This is a genomic window from Marinifilum sp. N1E240 (assembly GCF_009295825.1).
GTDB lineage: Bacteria > Bacteroidota > Bacteroidia > Bacteroidales > Marinifilaceae > Marinifilum_A > Marinifilum_A sediminis.
In genome coordinates this window covers 318,644-335,999 of the sequence record NZ_WHKF01000002.1, presented here as the reverse complement: position 1 = coordinate 335,999, position 17,356 = coordinate 318,644, and the positions used below count along the sequence as shown (strand labels likewise).

The window sequence follows — 17,356 nt, the reverse complement described above, 5'->3', positions numbered from 1 at the left end:
TTTCTCACTGTGCTGAGTAATTTTCTATTTACTCAAGCCGTATGGCTTTTACTTTTCTCCTTAGATGAGAAAAGTAAACAAAAGAATCAAGTCAGCCTGATCCTTGTTAAATCTTTATTTTTACCAAGTAACACGCCTTACGGCAGGCTGACAAAACACGCTCAAAGCAACTACACCTAGTAGATATTTATTGTATGGGATCATACCTCTATAAAAAAAGGATGAAACCACTTGGCTTCATCCTTTTTTATTCAACTAATCTATCTTAACTATAATGAATTCTTCTTTATAAAATCGATGATTTCATCCATGTAACCAAAGCTCATACCAACAACCGTATCGGCTGCTCCGTAGTAAACTGCTACTTTATTTTCTTCGTTAAGTGCAGCACATGGGAAAACCACATTCGGAACATCACCCATTAGCTCGTAAGGAGCCGCTGGAGCCAATAAATATGGTTTTGAGCGATACAATACCTTATCCGGATTTTCAAGATCGAGAAGCGCCGCTCCCATTGAATAACGGAATCCATTGCAAGTATTAATTACTCCGTGATAAAACATCAACCAACCTTCCTTGGTGCGAATAGGTACAGATCCCGCACCAATTTTAGTACACTGCCATGCACTATCCGTAAAATCGGATACTTTCATTACACAACGATGCTCTCCCCAATATTTCATGTCAGGACTATAGGAAACGTAAATATCACCAAAAGGAGTATGACCATTATCACTAGGACGACTCAGCATTGCATACTTTCCATCAATTTTCTCCGGAAATAAAACACCATTTCTGTTAAAAGGCAAAAAGGCATTTTCGCACTGATGAAAAGTTTTAAAATCGTAAGTATAAGCGATTCCAATTGTTGGTCCGTGGTAACCATTACACCAAGTAATCCAATAGCGATCTTCAATCCAACAAACACGAGGATCGTATTTGTAATCCGATTCAATCATCTCGGTGTTACCAGCTTCCATTTCAATCGGCTCATGATTGATTTCCCAGTTAATTCCATCCTTACTAAAACCGGCAAAAATATTCATTTGAACCGCTTTGTTATCGCAACGGAAAACACCTGCAAAACCATCTTCAAAAGGCACAACAGCACTGTTAAAAATACTGTTAGATGATGGAATATCATACCTCCCTATTACAGGATTCTGAGAATATCTCCACATCACATCTGCAGAACCTTTCGGTCTGTCTTCCCAAGGCATATTAGCTTTACTAGTCATCTTATTTCGTTTATATCTTTTATTTTTTCAATCTCTTTTTATTCTTTATTTTCCTTAATTGGCAACTTGTAATCTAAAGGATAATCTTCCAATTTCTTGTACCAGGTAAAATACAGTACTATACTTGATACAATAAATATTAAAATCACCCAAGTCATGGACATGTACTCACCAATTACAAGAAATATTGGTATCAATACCAGCATCATCTGCCACCCCGTACCAATGGTACAGTTCATCATATCTCTCCAAAAATTGTTATTTGGTTTAGCTTCTGGTTTCTGTTCTTTCAATTTCAGATAAACAGGCTTCCAAAAACCCCAAGGGCGAACACTATCGTAGAATTTTATCAACACCTCATCGGGCTCAGGTTTGGTTACCAAACTTCCAATTATTGATGCCGCAAATGCAAACAAGAAAATAAATGGGAAAGCATATATTGGTGATACTTCAGAAAAAACCAAGGGTGCAATTAGAGAAGCTAACAAACCTGCTACCATTCCCGAGAAGTAACCATATCCGTTAAATCTCCACCAAACCCATTTCAATAAATTCGATGCTGTGTATCCTCCAAATAAAGCACCTACCAACCATTTCATTACAGTATCGATACTTTCAGCAAAAAAACCAAAGAAAATACCTATTGCAACTACAGCAAAAGATGCCAAATAAGACATTCTAATGTATTTTTTTTGCGATGCATTCGGATTGATAAACTTCTTGTAAATATCATTAACAATATAAGCCGGACCAGCATTTACATTTGCTGCAAATGTTGACATGAATGCTGCAACTAAACCTGCAAGTAATAATCCTTTGGCTCCTGTTGGGATGAAATTATTTAAGGCATAAGGCAATACCATTTCAAAATCGATATTATCGCCCATTTTATTAAACTCTGGCGCCAAATAAACCAGTGCCAAAACTGCTAAACCAGCTATCATTAAATAACGAGGAATAAACAATACCAAGGAAACAATACCACTCATCTTCGCAGCATCCTTTGGAGTTTCAGTTGATAAAATTCGTTGCATATCATAACTCGGAACAGGACCAGCTATACTTACCAACATTCCTTTAAAAATCATCATCATCATTAATACCGAGAATAGTGAATATCCATCTGTATCAATCTTGTTGTTAACTGCTGGTATAATATGATCCCAATTCAGATCCAGGTTCCAGCCAAAGAAAACATCTTTCCAACCTGCAGGAATAGCTGCTGTCACCTGTTCGGGTGTTACCAATGAAATCGCAATTACACCAACTAGAATACAGGCAATGGTCATAATCAGGAATTGAAGTACCTCGGTAAATACAACTGAATACATTCCTCCCTTAATCACATAAAGTGTTGTTATACCCATTATTACAATGGCATACATGTGTTCAGAACTAATTATTAATCCTGAAATTTGAGTTTTTAAATCCCAAGGGAAAAATGTTTGAGCAAATTTACCAACGCCAACAAATCCGTAGGTGATGAATCCAATAACACTGACAATCGCAAACAGTACTACTATTAAATGTGATAATTGTGATCCTCTATCATTTCCAAATCTGGTTTTTAACCATTCGGCACCTGTCATTACATTCGACCTTCGCAGCCAAACTGCCAGGAACATCATTAAAAAAATTTGATTCCAAACGGGCCAAAGCCAGGGAATCCAAACCGATTTTAAACCATAAACAAACAAAATGGTAACCGTCCACATGGTTCCAGTAATGTCGAACATGCCTGATGCATTGGAAATTCCAAGCATATACCATGGTATTTTATTTCCTCCCAAAAAGTAATTGGAAAGATTTTTTGATGCTTTATTAGAAAGAAAATAACCTATGAAAATGGTTAAGATAATGTATCCTACAATTATGGATAGATCGAGTGTAGATAAATTCATTTACTAAAAATAAAATTTATTTTTCATTTTCATCAGCTTCGCTTTCTTCTGAATGAACAAAAGGGACATATTTTGCTGCCAGAAGAGATGGAATTATAACAACGAGAATGCATATAAAAAACAATTTATAACCCAACCAATCACTCATAAAACCACTTACCATACCCGGTATCATAATACCCAAATTCATGATTCCAGTAGCAAATGCATAGTGAGCCATCTTATATTTTCCTGGAGCAACCTGTTGCATCATAAACAGCATTAAACCCACAAAACCAAAACCATAAACAAAATATTCAACAACAACAGCTGATCCAATTAAAAATAAACTCTCCGGGCGATAAATGGCCAATAGAGCGTAAATAATAAATTGGACATTAAAAATACAAACCAATGTAAATAAAGATTTTTTTAAGCCTCTTGCTGAAATATAATAACCTGCTAAAATTGAACCCAAAACAAAAGCTGCAGAACCAAAGACACCATAAATAAGTCCAATTTGTGAAGTACTAAGCCCTAAACCTCCATCTTCGATTGCTGCTTTAAAAAACAAAGGGGCAATTTTAATAGCAAAACCTTCGGTAAAACGATATACAATAATGAAGCAAATAAACCAACCAATATATTTTTTCTGGAAAAAGGTTTTGATAACATCCCACAAAGTTTTAAATCCCTCGTTGAATGAAGTAACCTCACTGCTTGCATTTCCTCCCGATGGTAACATTTTAATATGATACAATGCTAACGAAATCATAATTATCGAGTAGGTAGCCATAACAACCATCCACGCATGTAGTACTCCAAAGCGTTCCTCAAGAACACCTGCTAAATAAACAAAAGCACCAGCAGTTAAGATTTTCGCCAAATTATACGAAGCTCCTTGCCATCCAATATATTTTGCTTGTTCTTTCCCTGATAAAACACTCAGGTAAACTCCGTCAGTAGCAATATCGTGTGTTGCACCACTAAAGGCAACAACTGCTAACAAAGCAATAGAATATGTAAAAAAACTATCTAATGGTAAAGTCATCACCACCAGAGCAAATGATAAGCCTGTTACAAGTTGGGTTGCAACTACAAAGTGCTTTTTTGTTTTAAACATTTCTAACATTGGACTCCATAACGGCTTTAATGTCCAGGGTAACATGATAAGTGAAGTCCAAAATGCAATTAAAGAATCGGATACTCCAAAACTCTTAAACATCAGCACTGAAGCCTGAGCTATAGCAATAAAGGGTAAACCCATCGCAAAATATGCAGTTGGAATCCAAGTAGCTGGGTGTTTTTGTATTTTATTCGTTTTTGACATCTATTTTATTACTAATATTAGAATGTTATGTTTTTTATTTTTTAAGAAAAAATTCCAATTTCCCTCCCTCAGTTATTGTTTTGTGATTAATGAAATAAGAGTTTTGCTTCTTATCATTCATCATCATTTTTTCAATGAACAAATCATCTTTGCTCTTACGGTGAGTAAGAATTTCAAATGTTTTTCCATTATGAAATTCAGGATCCAATTCAATAGTGATTTTATCGAAAACTGGAGCAGTTAAAGCATAATTCATATCGCCTGGGCAAACAGGATACATTCCTGTCATAGCATAAACAATCCATGCAGATAAAGTACCACAATCGTCATTACCAGGAATACCATCAGGAGCATTCTTATAATAGGTATCAATTAAATTTCGCACCTCTTTCTGTGCTCTCCACTCTTCTCCCTTAAAATAGTTAAACAAGAACGGGTAATGAATGTCAGGCTCGTTTGCCATATCAAACAAATCCTCATCGAATACCTTCTGCAATTTGTTCACGAAATTTCGCTTTCCGCCCATTAGCTTACTCAATCCGTAAACATCATGAGGAACACAGAAAGTATACTGCCAGGCTGTTCCTTCATGAAATCCTGGCGAAGGTTCAAAATTCTCTCCTTGTTTAGGATTAAAATTCTTTAGGAAGGTACCGTCCTCCATTTTAGGTCGAATCATTTGGAATTCTTTATCGAAATACTCCTTGTATCCCATAGATTGATTCAAGAATTTCTTGTAATCAGCTTTTTTATCCAAAGCTTTAGCGAATTGTGCTAAATTCCAATCAGCAATATAATATTCCAATGCATGCGATACTGAATTGTCAAATTCCTCGCGAATTGGCACATATCCTTCCGCCAAATAATGATCGATATCTGGTCTTAGCTTGTTATTCTTTCCTTCGGTTGTTGCCGATTTGTACATGGCTTCATAGGCAGCTTCCACGTCAAAATCAGTCAATCCTCGTAAATAAGTATCTACAATTACAGGAATGGACGGATCGCCTTCCATTACATGAGTTTCCATAGAATTCAATTCCCATTTTGGCAACCAAGCACTCTCTTTGTACATATCAACCATAGAGCGAACCATATCCAATTGTTCTTTTGGATATATCAAAGCCATTAATGGATGATAATTTCGATAGGTATCCCACAATGAAAACACCGTATAACGATTGCAGTCTTTGGTTTCTTTAATCTCGTAAGATTCCATTGCCGGATATTGTCCATTTACATCGTTAATGATGTTCGGATGAATTTGAGTGTGATACAATGCAGTATAGAAAATGGTTTTCTGATCATCGGTTCCACCTTCTACCTTGATTCTACCAAGTATATCATTCCACTCCTGCTCAGCTTGTGTTCTTGTCTTTTCAAAATCAAAATTGTTCGATTCTGTTTCCAAATTTAATCTTGCATTTTCAATACTTACATAGGAAACACCAACTTCTACAAGAATTTGTTCTTGCTCTTTGGTATTGAAAGTGAAAAATGCTCCAACTTCATCACCATACATTTCCTGAGAGAAATTTGGGTAGTACTTGAATTGACCATCCGTATCACTCCAAGCTGATTCAGCCTGCATTTCAGGCATCTTTTTCCATGTTCCAAACTCTTCAGCTTCCTTGCTAAATCTTGCAACAAAATAAACAGTTCTTTCCGATCCATCGTTATAGCAAAAGGATCCTGTCATTCGAGAGCCTTCAATCTCTCGATTGTTTACAATTCGAACTTTTGCTCCCGATTCGTTTGTCAATCCTAATCCCAAATTCAAAAGGATATTCGATTTCCCTTCTGGAAAAGTGTATCGACTAATTCCACTTCGTAGAGTAGAACTCAATTCGGTTTTAATATCATACTTTTCAAGATCCGTAGCATAATAACCCGGAGTAGCCTCCTGATTTTTCATAATTGATCCGTATTCCTTGTGATTTGCATTTACCTCTCCTGTTGTCGGCATCAAAAGAATAACTCCCAAATCAGGGCAACCAACGCCACTCAAATTTACATGCGAGAAACCTGTCAAAAAAGTATTGTCCCAGGAATATGGTGTAGACCACCATCGGGCATCTTTATCCCAAGTATTGATATCGGATCCTGAAACATTGAACGGAGTAACTGAAACCATTCCTCGAGGCACTATAGCACCAGGATTCGTTGTTCCAAAATTAGTAGTTCCAATAAAGGGATTGACGTATTCTGTGTATTGGCTAAAGCCATTTGTACAAAGTAAAAATAGAAGTGAAATTCCTAATAAGCGCTTCATCTGTTTAAAATTTATATTCATTTACCAGATGGAACTCTCAATAAATTTTAATCATTCTCTTGTATGTAATTTAGAATGTTAAAATTCATGTTCGTTTCATCAATTTAGGTTTTGTTGAGTTCGTGGTTGTTAAAAACATACCGAACGGGATTTTCGCTAGCCAAGCTCTTTCCCGATCGGTTATCTAATTTCTAATCTATAATTCAAATTAAGCCCTTTATGATTAAATGATGATTAATATTTAGATTAATCCATCAAATGAATCATTAATCAAATGAAAAGGTAAATTAATTCTCAATTGGAGCAATTACAACTGCCTGTCCTCCACTCTCTATCATTTTTACAGATAATTTGCTTTTAGAATCAACAGTTAACTCCGTAATTTCAATATCCGTTGGATTGTTTTCCAGACTTGCATCCTTTCCATCAGCAAAAATACTAGCCATATATTTTTTGCCATCCTTTAAAAAGGACAAATCAATTTCCACATTTCTACTGTTCTCATCTGTGATTGTTCCAATATACCAGTTGTCTCCTTTTCGTCTGGCTACAGAATAAACATCTCCAATTTCAGCAAGAAGAACCTTCGACTCATCAAAATCTGCCGGTAGTTTCTCGAAAAATTCAAATGCTGGCTGATCTTCGTAATTGCTTACCAAATCAGAAGCCATTTGCAATGGACTGTACAAACAAACCCAAAGTGCTAGCTGTTTTGCCAGAGTCGTATTCACACGACTATTTCCTTTGTCATTACTATTCCATTGGATGTACTCTTTTCTGTTTTTGTACAGAATATCGAATGTTCCAGGAGTGTAATCAATAGGACCTCCCAAACATCTGGTAAATGGTAAAATTACATGATGCTCTGGTAGATTTCCCTCACTCCATCCGTTCCACTCCATTCCACGAGCACCTTCACGAGTCATCATGTTTGGATAAGTACGACTAATTCCTGTAGCCTTTATTGGTTCATGCGCATCAATCATCAAGTGATATTTGGCAGCTGTTTCAACAACCTTTCTGTAATGTTGTACCATTTTTTGCCCGTGATGAAAGTGTCCATTTGGAATTGGACCAGCATAACCAGTCTTTAAAGTTCTAATTCCATTATCATGCAATTTAGCAAAGGCATCTTCCATGCACTCTTCATAAAAAATGTAATCGCCTCCTGTTTCGTGATGACCTATTAATTCTACATCCTTTGATTTTGCATATTTCACCAATTCGTCGAAATCAAAATCGGCATAAGGTGTTTGTTGGTCGAAAGCTCTGGGTTTTCCCCAATTTTCCCAACCAGTATTCCAACCTTCTGCTAAAACTGCATGAACTCCATTTTCTGAAGCAAAATCAATATATCTTTTCATATTCTCAGTGGTAGCTCCATGCTTAGGTCCCATTGTCCAGGTTTCAACTCCCAAATGCATTCCCCACCAAATTCCAATGTATTTCATTGGCTGAATCCAAGAGGTATCCTCTAATTTACATGGTTCATTTAAATTCTGAATTAAGTTGGATTCAACCAAACCTGCAGCCGACTTAGTAATTGTAATGGTTCTCCATGGAGAGATAATTGCCCCTTTTGCTTTCACCTTAATTCCATCAGGCCAAGGCACAAGGTTCGCCTGGAAATGTGTTTCTCCAGTATTTTTCAATGTCATTCCGGCATAATCAGTAAGATTGGCTTCATGAATGCTTATATAGTTACCATCAACAGTCTTAAAAGTTGCAGGAGTATTGGCATTCTTCACCTCATCAATTTTAGTGGTTCTATAAAGCATTTCGTAGCTTTCGAAATTGGCTGGAATAGTCCATGCAGTTCCATTATTTGTAATGTTGAACTCCGTTAATTCATTAATGATATTAATACTGTCAGTTCCTTTCTGCTTCGGTATTTCATATCTAAACCCTAATCCATCATCAAATAACCGAACATACAAATTCAATTCTTTATTATCATGATTTCTCATGGATACTATCATTTCATTGTAGTTTTCCACAATCGTATGATTAGGTCCCCAAACAGGCTTCCATTCTTCATTTTTAGTCTCTCTTTGGATCTCAGTAATCTTTAATCCATTGCTAAAAATAGAATCACTTTTTAAAATTAGTCCCAGCCTTGAAGATGTAATAGCTTCATTGTTTTCAACATGAACAGTATAATACATTTGTCCACTCTCATTAACTTTCAACTCAAAACCAATATTACCATCAGGTGATTTTAGATCTGCATGGTCTATCGTACCACAAGCACTAAAAAATAGTAATACCAGTATTGCAATTATTACCTTATTCATAATTATTTAACCTCAAATGTTTTTAATTCAGGACCTACTCCCTTAATTGTTAATTTTTTCCATTGTTTTGGCAAACATGGATTTTTCTGTACAATACCTTTATCCGTCAAATGCAATCCACCAAAACCAAAAATTACAGCTTGTAACATTCCTCCCGCTCCTGTTGCGAAATACGGATTATTACTATATGCAGATTCAGATAAAGCTCCAAATGGTGCTCGTTTATTTGGTATATAGGCACGCTTGAATAATTCAAATGCTTTTTCTGGATTACCCAATCGAGCATAAAGAACAGATAGAACTGAATGAGACATCGCTGGTCCTTCCGGAGCCAGTTTAGATTCATAATAATTCAAATCGCTTTTGATGTCGTCCAGATTTTTAACTACCGAAAGTGGATAAGCCAAAAGATTTACATCCGCCTGTTTGATAATTTCACCATCGTAAGTTTTGTTCTCTTTCAGAACTCCATTTGGGAAATAATGAAAATTTAATGATTCTGCTAATTCGGACCACTTTTCATTTGAATCTATGCCTAAAATTCTTGCTGCTCTATTTGCATATTGCAATGCGGTTTTTGCCGATCCGTTAGTAAAAGCATTATCATTAGCATGATGATAAAACTCATTAGCTCCAACTACATTGTTTATAGAGTAAGTCCCATTTTCGTTTCTAACAGATCTGCTTACCCAAAAATCTGCGACCTCTTTTAGCATTGGATAACCTATAGTTGAAAGCCATTTTTTATCACCAGTCATTCGAAAATAGTTCCAGAATGCAATTCCAATATCCGCAGTTATATGATGCTCAAACGTTCCAGTTAAAGCCCAGGTTGGTGTTGCTTCCTCTCCTGTTTCATCCGATTCCCATGGGAACATAGCTCCTTTATAACCAAAATTCACAGCTTTTTTCCTAGCCATATCCAATCTATCAAAGCGATAATTTAAAAGAGATTTTGCAATATCCTGATTAAAGATCAATAATGGTGGATACATCCATAACTCTGTATCCCAAAATACATGACCATTGTATCCCTGTGCCGATAAACCCATTGGAGCAATGCTCAAATTTGAATCATCTCGTGCAAAAGAATACAAATGATACAAGGCCAGACGAACATCTTGTTGCGATTCTAAATCTCCTTCAATAATTATATCACCTTCCCACAAATCATTCCAAAGTTCCAGATGTCTCTCTAAAACAGCTTTCTTATTTCCAAGCAACTGAAAAACAACCATTCGTTCCGATTCACTCTTAGGGTCATAAAAATCCTGTGTGGTACAAACTGCACCAGCCCAGGCAAATTGGTAGGTTTCCCCTTTTCTCAGATCTTGTGTAAAACTCAATTCATGATGCAGAGAATCTTTAATATGATGTTTTAAATCAGGAGTTTCTTCTTCAAAAATAAACGATGCTGTAGTAGCCAGATGGTGTTTCCCAAAAGGACTATCCGCTACAGTTTGTAAAATCGGCATTCTTGCATCCAAATCCTGCATAACGCGATACCCGGATACTACATCCTTATATTCCTTTGGACAAATAATTTGCCCACCTACCCGAATTCTAATATTTTTCTTTAACGAAACTACATCAACATCTATCATTCCTGAATATGGCATTCCTCGTAAAGCATAAGTTGTAAAAGAAAAATCTGCATAATCTTTAAATCTACATGTAGTTATAAATGCAGCCTTCTTCATATCCAAGGTCTGTTTCCACTTGGAGCAATTTTCCGTTTTCAAAGTATCTCCTGAAATGATAATTTCAAGGTTTGAAAAATTAATACCCAACAAAACCTTACTAACACCAAATTTCGATTCCTTATCGAATACATGATTCAAAACAATCGCTTTTGTTTTGCCAGGATGTTCAGATGGTAGTAATCCTATTCGACCATTTGCAACAGATATTCCTGTATAATTTGAATAATCATTGGTAACTATATTCCACTCATCTCCAAATTGATTTTGAGCTGTAAGACCACTGATATAGTTTACACAGATCAAAAACAAAAAAATTCTTCTAAACTTAATATTCAATTTATACATGTTTAAGTATTTCTGGTTTTTCATTGTAAATTTTAAAAATCAATTCACCAAACAGGGTATTTGCCCAAGCAAACCACGATCTTGTAAAGTTCTTCGGATCATCTTTATGGAATGTTTCATGCATAAAACCCGTATCTGCATGAGTTCTTATTAATGTCTTAAGACAACCCACAATTTCATCATCATTATCAGAAGTCATGGCGCGCATTATGATACTCATTGGCCAAATCATATTCACACCAACGTGAGGACCACCAATCCCTTTGGCATATTTACCAACAAAAAACCATGGATTATTCTCGCTTAAAATGAATTTTCTTGTATTCTGATAAAGAGATGACTTAGCATTTATCGCACCCAAATATGGTAAAGAAAGTAAGCTAGGAATGTTCGCATCATCCATATAGATTTGATTTCCGAAGCCATCCACTTCAAAAGCCAATGTTTCTCCCATATTTAAATGATTTGAGCTCGCATATTTATTAAGTGCTTCCTCTACTTCGATTGACATCGCTATTGCCGCCTCTGCCAATTCTTTCTCAATATTCAAATGAGTAAGTATCTCAGCCATTTGCTTTAATGAGACCACAGCAAAATAATTCGATGGAATTAAAAATGGCAAAATTGTCGCATCATCGGATGGTCTAAATGAAGAAACAATTAAGCCTACAGGTTTAATTGGATTTCCATAACCGTTTCCTGGAAGCGTATCGGTTGATTTGCTGGTAGTTCTTGAGAATCTGTATGGACCTTGATCCTCTTTTCTTTGTTGTTCCTTAAAAGTTTTCACAATGGCTTTCGAAGCAGTCACCCACTCTGAGTCAAAACATGATGTATCTCCAGTTTTCTTCCAGTAATTATATGCCAATCTTATGGTATAACAAAGAGAATCGATTTCCCATTTACGTTCATGTAATTCCGGTTTCATATCGGTGTGATCACTCTCCCAATGTGAACCGTCTGCCCCTTTATTAAAAGCATTTGCATAAGAATCGATGTTAACACATTTAGTTTGTCTATTGATTAAACCTTGAAATAGTTTTTGTAATTTTTCATCCTCGTTTACCAATGGCAAATATGGCCAAACCTGAGCCGTTGAATCTCTCAACCACATTGCATGAATATCCCCGGTAATAACAAAAGAATCGGGTTTACCGGAATTTTCAGAATAGGTAACTGTAGTATCGAGTGTATTCGGGAAGCAATTCTCAAACATCCAAACCAACTCTTTATTTGATATTGTCTTTTTTATCTCATTAATCTTACTATCAACAGCAGTGCTCACAAAATTTCGTTTTGCAAATTCGGGTCTATTTGAGGTATATTTTAAATCATTGGTAATTGCAAAACCTTGAGTTCCTACCAAACTTAAACCGCCGGTAAATAGTAGTGAGTTCTTTAAAAAAGTTCGTCTTTTCATCTTGTTTGAGTTTTATTTGTGGTCTGTTAATCAGGATGTTTAACGCAAAAGCAAAGGCTTACAATTAGTTAATCGCAAGCCTTTTAATCTTAAAGTGATATATAACAATTCATTTCTGAAATAGCTTTTTATACTTTATTCTTTACTCATTGAATACGGTGAACTATCATCACCAATTCCTCTTTTCTTATTTGGTTTGTTTGACATTTCAAAGTTTAACTTGCCACCTTTTTGAATATCATCATGTTTAATAAAATTAGCGTCATATACTTTATCATTAAACTGTAAGTCATTCACAAACACATTCTCTTTAGAGTTATTAGAGCTTGAAATTGTAAAGGTTTTTCCATTCTCTAATGTCAAAGTTATTTTATCGAATAATGGTGAACCAAACACATACTCATCGGTTCCCGGACAAACAGGATAGAATCCCATAGAACTAAACACATACCATGCCGAGGTTTGTCCATTGTCTTCATCACCACAATAACCATCTGCTTGCGGTGTATATAACTTATCCATCACTTCACGAACCCTAGCCTGAGCTTTCCATGGCTGACCTGCATAATTGTACAGATAAATCATGTGTTGAATTGGCTGATTACCATGAGCATAATTCCCCATATTAGCGATTTGCATTTCACGAATTTCATGAATTGTTCCTCCGTAGTATGAATTATCAAATTTAGGTGGCATTTCAAACACTCCATCAAGAGTAGAAATAAACTTGTCTTTTCCTCCCATTAAATCAATCAATCCATTTACATCCTGAAATACTGACCATGTGTAGTGTAAACTATTTCCTTCTGTAAATGCATCACCCCATTTCAAAGGATTAAATGGAGATTGAAATGTTCCATCTTCATTTTTACCACGCATTAAACCGGATTCATTATCGAATACATTTTTAAAATTTTGTGCTCTTTTGGCAAACAAATCAATTTCTTCTTGTGGTCTTCCTAATTCCTGAGCGAGTTTCCAAACGCAAAAATCTGCGTAAGCATATTCTAGGGTTCTAGCAGTATTTTCGTTTATTCCAACATTGTAAGGCACATAACCTAACTCATTGTAATAATCCGCACCATAACGTCCAACCGAAGTTACTTCTTTATTGTATCCATTGGTGTTTTTAAGAATTGCTTCATACAAGGTTTCTATATCATAACCACGAATTCCTTTTAAATATGAATCAGCAATAAGCGATGCCGAATTAGAACCAATCATACAACCGCGATGTCCTGGACTTGCCCATTCAGGTAACCATCCGCTTTCTTTATAAGTATTGGCTAATCCTTCCATAATTTGAGCGTTCAAATCAGGATACATTAGTGTAAAAAATGGAAAGACTGCCCGGAACGTATCCCAAAAGCCATTATCTGTAAACATGTAGCCGGGCAGTACCTCACCATTGTATGGACTATAATGAACTACTTCATTTTTATCATTAATTTCGTAAAACTTACGTGGGAATAACAATACTCTATACAAACAAGAATAGAATGTTTTTAATTGATCATCCGTTCCTCCTTCAACCTTAATTCGGGCAAATTCTTTTTCCCAAGCCGCTTTTGCTTCCTGTTTTAACTGATTGAAATTCTTTGCTCCAATTTCTCTATCTAAATTTAGTTGAGCCTGCTTTGGACTAATAAAAGAAGAAGCAACTCTTACATTCACTACTTCATCTTTCTTGGTTTTAAAACCAATTACGGCTCCAACATGTTCTCCTGTTGCCGATTTAGAATTTTCAGTTAATTTATCACCACTCCAAGTATGAATCAATTCAAAATCCTTATCGAATTCAGCTACAAAATAATTGTGAAAATTATCAGGAACACCACCATTATTATTACGACAATAACCAATAATTTTTCTTTCTTCAGGAATGATCTTCACCTCTGATCCTTTAAAAAATCCATCTAACAAAATATAAGATGATTCATTTTCAGGAAAAGTAAATCGAAACATTGCGGCACGTTCGGTAGGTGTCACTTCTGCTGTAACATCATAATCTGCCAAATACACACTGTATTCATATGGTTTGGCAATTTCTGCTTTATGTGAGAACCATGAAGCTCTTTCATCTTCCTTATATTTTAATTCTCCCGTTACTGCCATCAACGAAAATGCTGCATAATCGTTAATCCAAGGACTTGGCTGATGAGTTTGTTTTATTCCCCTGATTTTTTTTGCATCATAAGCATAACACCAACCATCACCCATTTTTCCTGTTTGTGGAGTCCAAAAATTCATTCCCCATGGCAAAGCAATTGCAGGGTAAGTATTTCCATTTGACAATGCATGTTCTGAATCAGTTCCCATTAAAGGATTTGCTAAATCAACACTTGAAATGGTTTGCTCCTGAATATTCTTCTCTCCGACACAAGCTGCAAACAATGCAACGACCATTACTAACAGAATTCGAATTCTCATCATTTTATTGAGTCTTGTTTATTAACTGATTTGTGTTTCAGTTTTATTTAAATCTATATTGAACTAATCATTCGTATTAAATTGCTAATACATGATTGATTTTGGTCTATCCTGAGGGTTTTTTCCAAAATTTTCATTTGGTTTCTCTCCCATTTCAAAAGTTAAAACTCCTCCTTTAAGGATATCTTTATGGGTGATAAACGATTTTTTATAATCAATACCATTTAGTTTTACAGATTGAATATAGATATTTTTCTTGCTATTATTTTTAGCAATTATTGTAAAATTCTTTTCTTCGGATAAAACAATGCTTGCTTCGTCAAAAAGTGGACTTCCAAACACATAAGCTCCATTACTTGGATTAACTGGATAGAAACCCATTGAAGACATTACATACCATGCAGACATTTGTCCACAATCTTCATTTCCACATAAACCGTCAGGTTGATCTGTATACAATTCATTTAGTATATACCTAACCTTGTCTGCTGTTTTGTACTGTTCACCAGCATATGCATACAGGTATGTAATATGATGACTTGGCTCATTACCATGAGCGTATTGACCGATTAAACCAGTGATATCAGCAGAAGCTCCATGTTCCAAATCCGATGAAATACTAAATAAACTATCCAGCTTTGCTACAAAAGGTTTTTCTCCACCTAGAAGCTTGATTAATCCTTCGGGATCTTGTGGTACCAACCACAAATATTGCCATGCATTCCCTTCGCAATAATCATTTACTCTATGTTGAGCAGAATATGGATCAAATGGTGTTCTCCAACTTCCATTTTTCATGCGACCTTTCATGAATTTATCCTTTGGATCAAAATATTTTTGGTAAGCTTTTGCTCTTTCTTTAAAATAAGCGGCATCTTCAGTTTTACCTAACTTCTCTGCCAACATGCTTATTCCCCAATCACTAATTGCATATTCCATGGCGCTTGCCACTGATTCATGCATCATATCACAAGGAATGTATCCATATTTTTGTAGCTCCTTTACACCAGGTTCGAAATCGCCCATAGCGGTAGTTTTAACCGCTTCGTAAGCCAATTCAAGATCAATTCCTTTGAATCCTTTTAGGCACGCATCTACAACAACCGGTACTCCACTATAACCAACCATCGTATTGGTTTCGTTTCCTCTTAAATGCCAAACTGGTAACTTCCCTTGCTGCTTATAAATAGCCAGCATTGAATTGATCATATCCGGAACACGATCTTTCTGCGTTAATGTATATAATGGATGTGCTGTACGATATGTATCCCATAATGAAAACAATGTATAATTTGTGAAATTAGCTTTATCATATACTTTTTTATCAACACCGCGATAATCACCATTGGCATCATTAAACAAGTTAGGTGCAATTAGTGTATGATACATTGCTGTATAAAATACTTTTTTCGCACTTTCATCCTTTGTTTTTATCTCGATTTTAGATAATTCCTTATTCCACTTTGCTTTATTTTGAGTCAACACCTCATTAAAATTCCAACTCGGCATTTCAGCTTTAATATTAGCAAGTGCATTCTCCATACTAACTGGAGACATACCAAATTTTACTAGTACTTTTTCAAATGCCTTTGTTTTAAAATTTAAAAAAGCTTTTACAGCACTTCCTTTAGCCGCATCACCATCTTTTTTATTATCTCCATCAAATACAGTAATATCATCAATTGGCTTTGAAATGATCATTGCAAAATATTCGCGTTGATCAGCAGCCCATCCTTGTGAAAATCTATAACCAGCAACAATTGTATCATTAACTTTATGGAAAAAAGTTTCTGTTGCTTTATCCCCATTACCTTCTTTTAAATCAATTATTAGTCTTGACTGATCTGATTTTGGATATGTTATTTGATGTAAGGCAACACGCTCAGTAGTTGTCATCTCAATATCCACATTATACGTATCCAAGTGAACCTTATAATAACCTGGTTCCACCTTTTCTGAGTCATGACTATAGTAAGAAGCATATCCTTTTTCAGGATCTTCCTGGCTACCAGGATGGATTTTCAATTCTCCAACTGCTGGCATTATTAAAAACTCACCCAAATCAGTACAACCCGTTCCACTCAAATGCAGATGTGAAAATCCCTTCACAATACTATCCGAATAATGATAAGAAGAGCACCAATCCCATCCTTTATGAAAATTACTTGGTCCGGCCTGAATGGCACCAAAAGGAACATTAGCTCCTACAAATACATGTCCATGACCTCCTGAACCAATATATGGATCTACATATTTGGTTAAACCATCACTATTATTATCTTCTCCTCCAAGAAACTGACATGATGCTAATAGAGCACCGCTTAAGAGAGATAAGCCTAATGATTTAATTAATTTAAAGTTTCGCATTTGGTTGTACTTTCTGGTTTAGTTTTAAGCATATATATTGAAGCTCTTGGCTTTCGAATATTCAATCTAATACACCTTTT

9 protein-coding genes are annotated in these 17,356 nt (G+C 35.6%); all 9 read right to left on the bottom strand.

The window, feature by feature from the left end; all coding sequences use genetic code 11:
- Positions 1 to 269: 269 nt before the first annotated feature.
- Positions 270 to 1,238 carry a glycoside hydrolase family 130 protein gene (locus GCQ56_RS06365; protein WP_152733584.1) on the bottom strand — a complete coding sequence of 323 codons (969 nt, stop codon included), beginning with the start codon at positions 1,236 to 1,238 and terminating at the stop codon, positions 270 to 272.
- 38 nt (positions 1,239 to 1,276) lie between these two features.
- Positions 1,277 to 3,139 (bottom strand): sodium:solute symporter family protein, encoded by a 1,863-nt coding sequence (locus GCQ56_RS06360; protein ID WP_152733583.1) that lies wholly within the window; start codon positions 3,137 to 3,139, stop codon positions 1,277 to 1,279.
- Positions 3,140 to 3,155: 16 nt separating this feature from the next.
- Positions 3,156 to 4,448: an MFS transporter gene (locus GCQ56_RS06355; RefSeq protein WP_152733582.1), complete on the bottom strand. Its 1,293-nt coding sequence runs from the start codon at positions 4,446 to 4,448 to the stop codon at positions 3,156 to 3,158.
- A gap of 34 nt (positions 4,449 to 4,482) precedes the next feature.
- Entirely contained in the window at positions 4,483 to 6,717 is a 2,235-nt protein-coding gene (locus GCQ56_RS06350) for a GH92 family glycosyl hydrolase (protein ID WP_152733581.1), read from the bottom strand.
- Between the two features lie 287 nt (positions 6,718 to 7,004).
- Positions 7,005 to 9,011: a glycoside hydrolase family 97 protein gene (locus tag GCQ56_RS06345; protein ID WP_152733580.1), complete on the bottom strand. Its 2,007-nt coding sequence runs from the start codon at positions 9,009 to 9,011 to the stop codon at positions 7,005 to 7,007.
- A gap of 2 nt (positions 9,012 to 9,013) precedes the next feature.
- Entirely contained in the window at positions 9,014 to 11,083 is a 2,070-nt protein-coding gene (locus GCQ56_RS06340; RefSeq protein ID WP_227006013.1) for a glycosyl hydrolase family 95 catalytic domain-containing protein, read from the bottom strand.
- Complete coding sequence (locus GCQ56_RS06335) at positions 11,052 to 12,479, bottom strand: glycoside hydrolase family 125 protein (RefSeq protein WP_152733579.1); 1,428 nt, start codon at positions 12,477 to 12,479, stop codon at positions 11,052 to 11,054. Before GCQ56_RS06335 ends, GCQ56_RS06340 begins: the two co-directional genes overlap by 32 nt.
- Positions 12,480 to 12,614: 135 nt before the next feature.
- On the bottom strand, positions 12,615 to 14,912 hold the full coding sequence (locus tag GCQ56_RS06330; RefSeq protein ID WP_152733578.1) for a GH92 family glycosyl hydrolase: 2,298 nt from the start codon (positions 14,910 to 14,912) through the stop codon (positions 12,615 to 12,617).
- A gap of 81 nt (positions 14,913 to 14,993) precedes the next feature.
- On the bottom strand, positions 14,994 to 17,276 hold the full coding sequence (locus GCQ56_RS06325; RefSeq protein ID WP_152733577.1) for a GH92 family glycosyl hydrolase: 2,283 nt from the start codon (positions 17,274 to 17,276) through the stop codon (positions 14,994 to 14,996).
- Positions 17,277 to 17,356: the final 80 nt, after the last annotated feature.

What these genes read in the sequence shown, in the direction of transcription:
- GCQ56_RS06365 (WP_152733584.1), bottom strand. Translation starts at nt 1,238, where the DNA reads ATGACTAGTAAAGCTAATATGCCTTGGGAAGACAGACCGAAAGGTTCT.
- GCQ56_RS06360 (WP_152733583.1), bottom strand. Translation starts at nt 3,139, where the DNA reads ATGAATTTATCTACACTCGATCTATCCATAATTGTAGGATACATTATC.
- GCQ56_RS06355 (WP_152733582.1), bottom strand. Translation starts at nt 4,448, where the DNA reads ATGTCAAAAACGAATAAAATACAAAAACACCCAGCTACTTGGATTCCA.
- GCQ56_RS06350 (WP_152733581.1), bottom strand. Translation starts at nt 6,717, where the DNA reads ATGAAGCGCTTATTAGGAATTTCACTTCTATTTTTACTTTGTACAAAT.
- GCQ56_RS06345 (WP_152733580.1), bottom strand. Translation starts at nt 9,011, where the DNA reads ATGAATAAGGTAATAATTGCAATACTGGTATTACTATTTTTTAGTGCT.
- GCQ56_RS06340 (WP_227006013.1), bottom strand. Translation starts at nt 11,083, where the DNA reads ATGAAAAACCAGAAATACTTAAACATGTATAAATTGAATATTAAGTTT.
- GCQ56_RS06335 (WP_152733579.1), bottom strand. Translation starts at nt 12,479, where the DNA reads ATGAAAAGACGAACTTTTTTAAAGAACTCACTACTATTTACCGGCGGT.
- GCQ56_RS06330 (WP_152733578.1), bottom strand. Translation starts at nt 14,912, where the DNA reads ATGATGAGAATTCGAATTCTGTTAGTAATGGTCGTTGCATTGTTTGCA.
- GCQ56_RS06325 (WP_152733577.1), bottom strand. Translation starts at nt 17,276, where the DNA reads ATGCGAAACTTTAAATTAATTAAATCATTAGGCTTATCTCTCTTAAGC.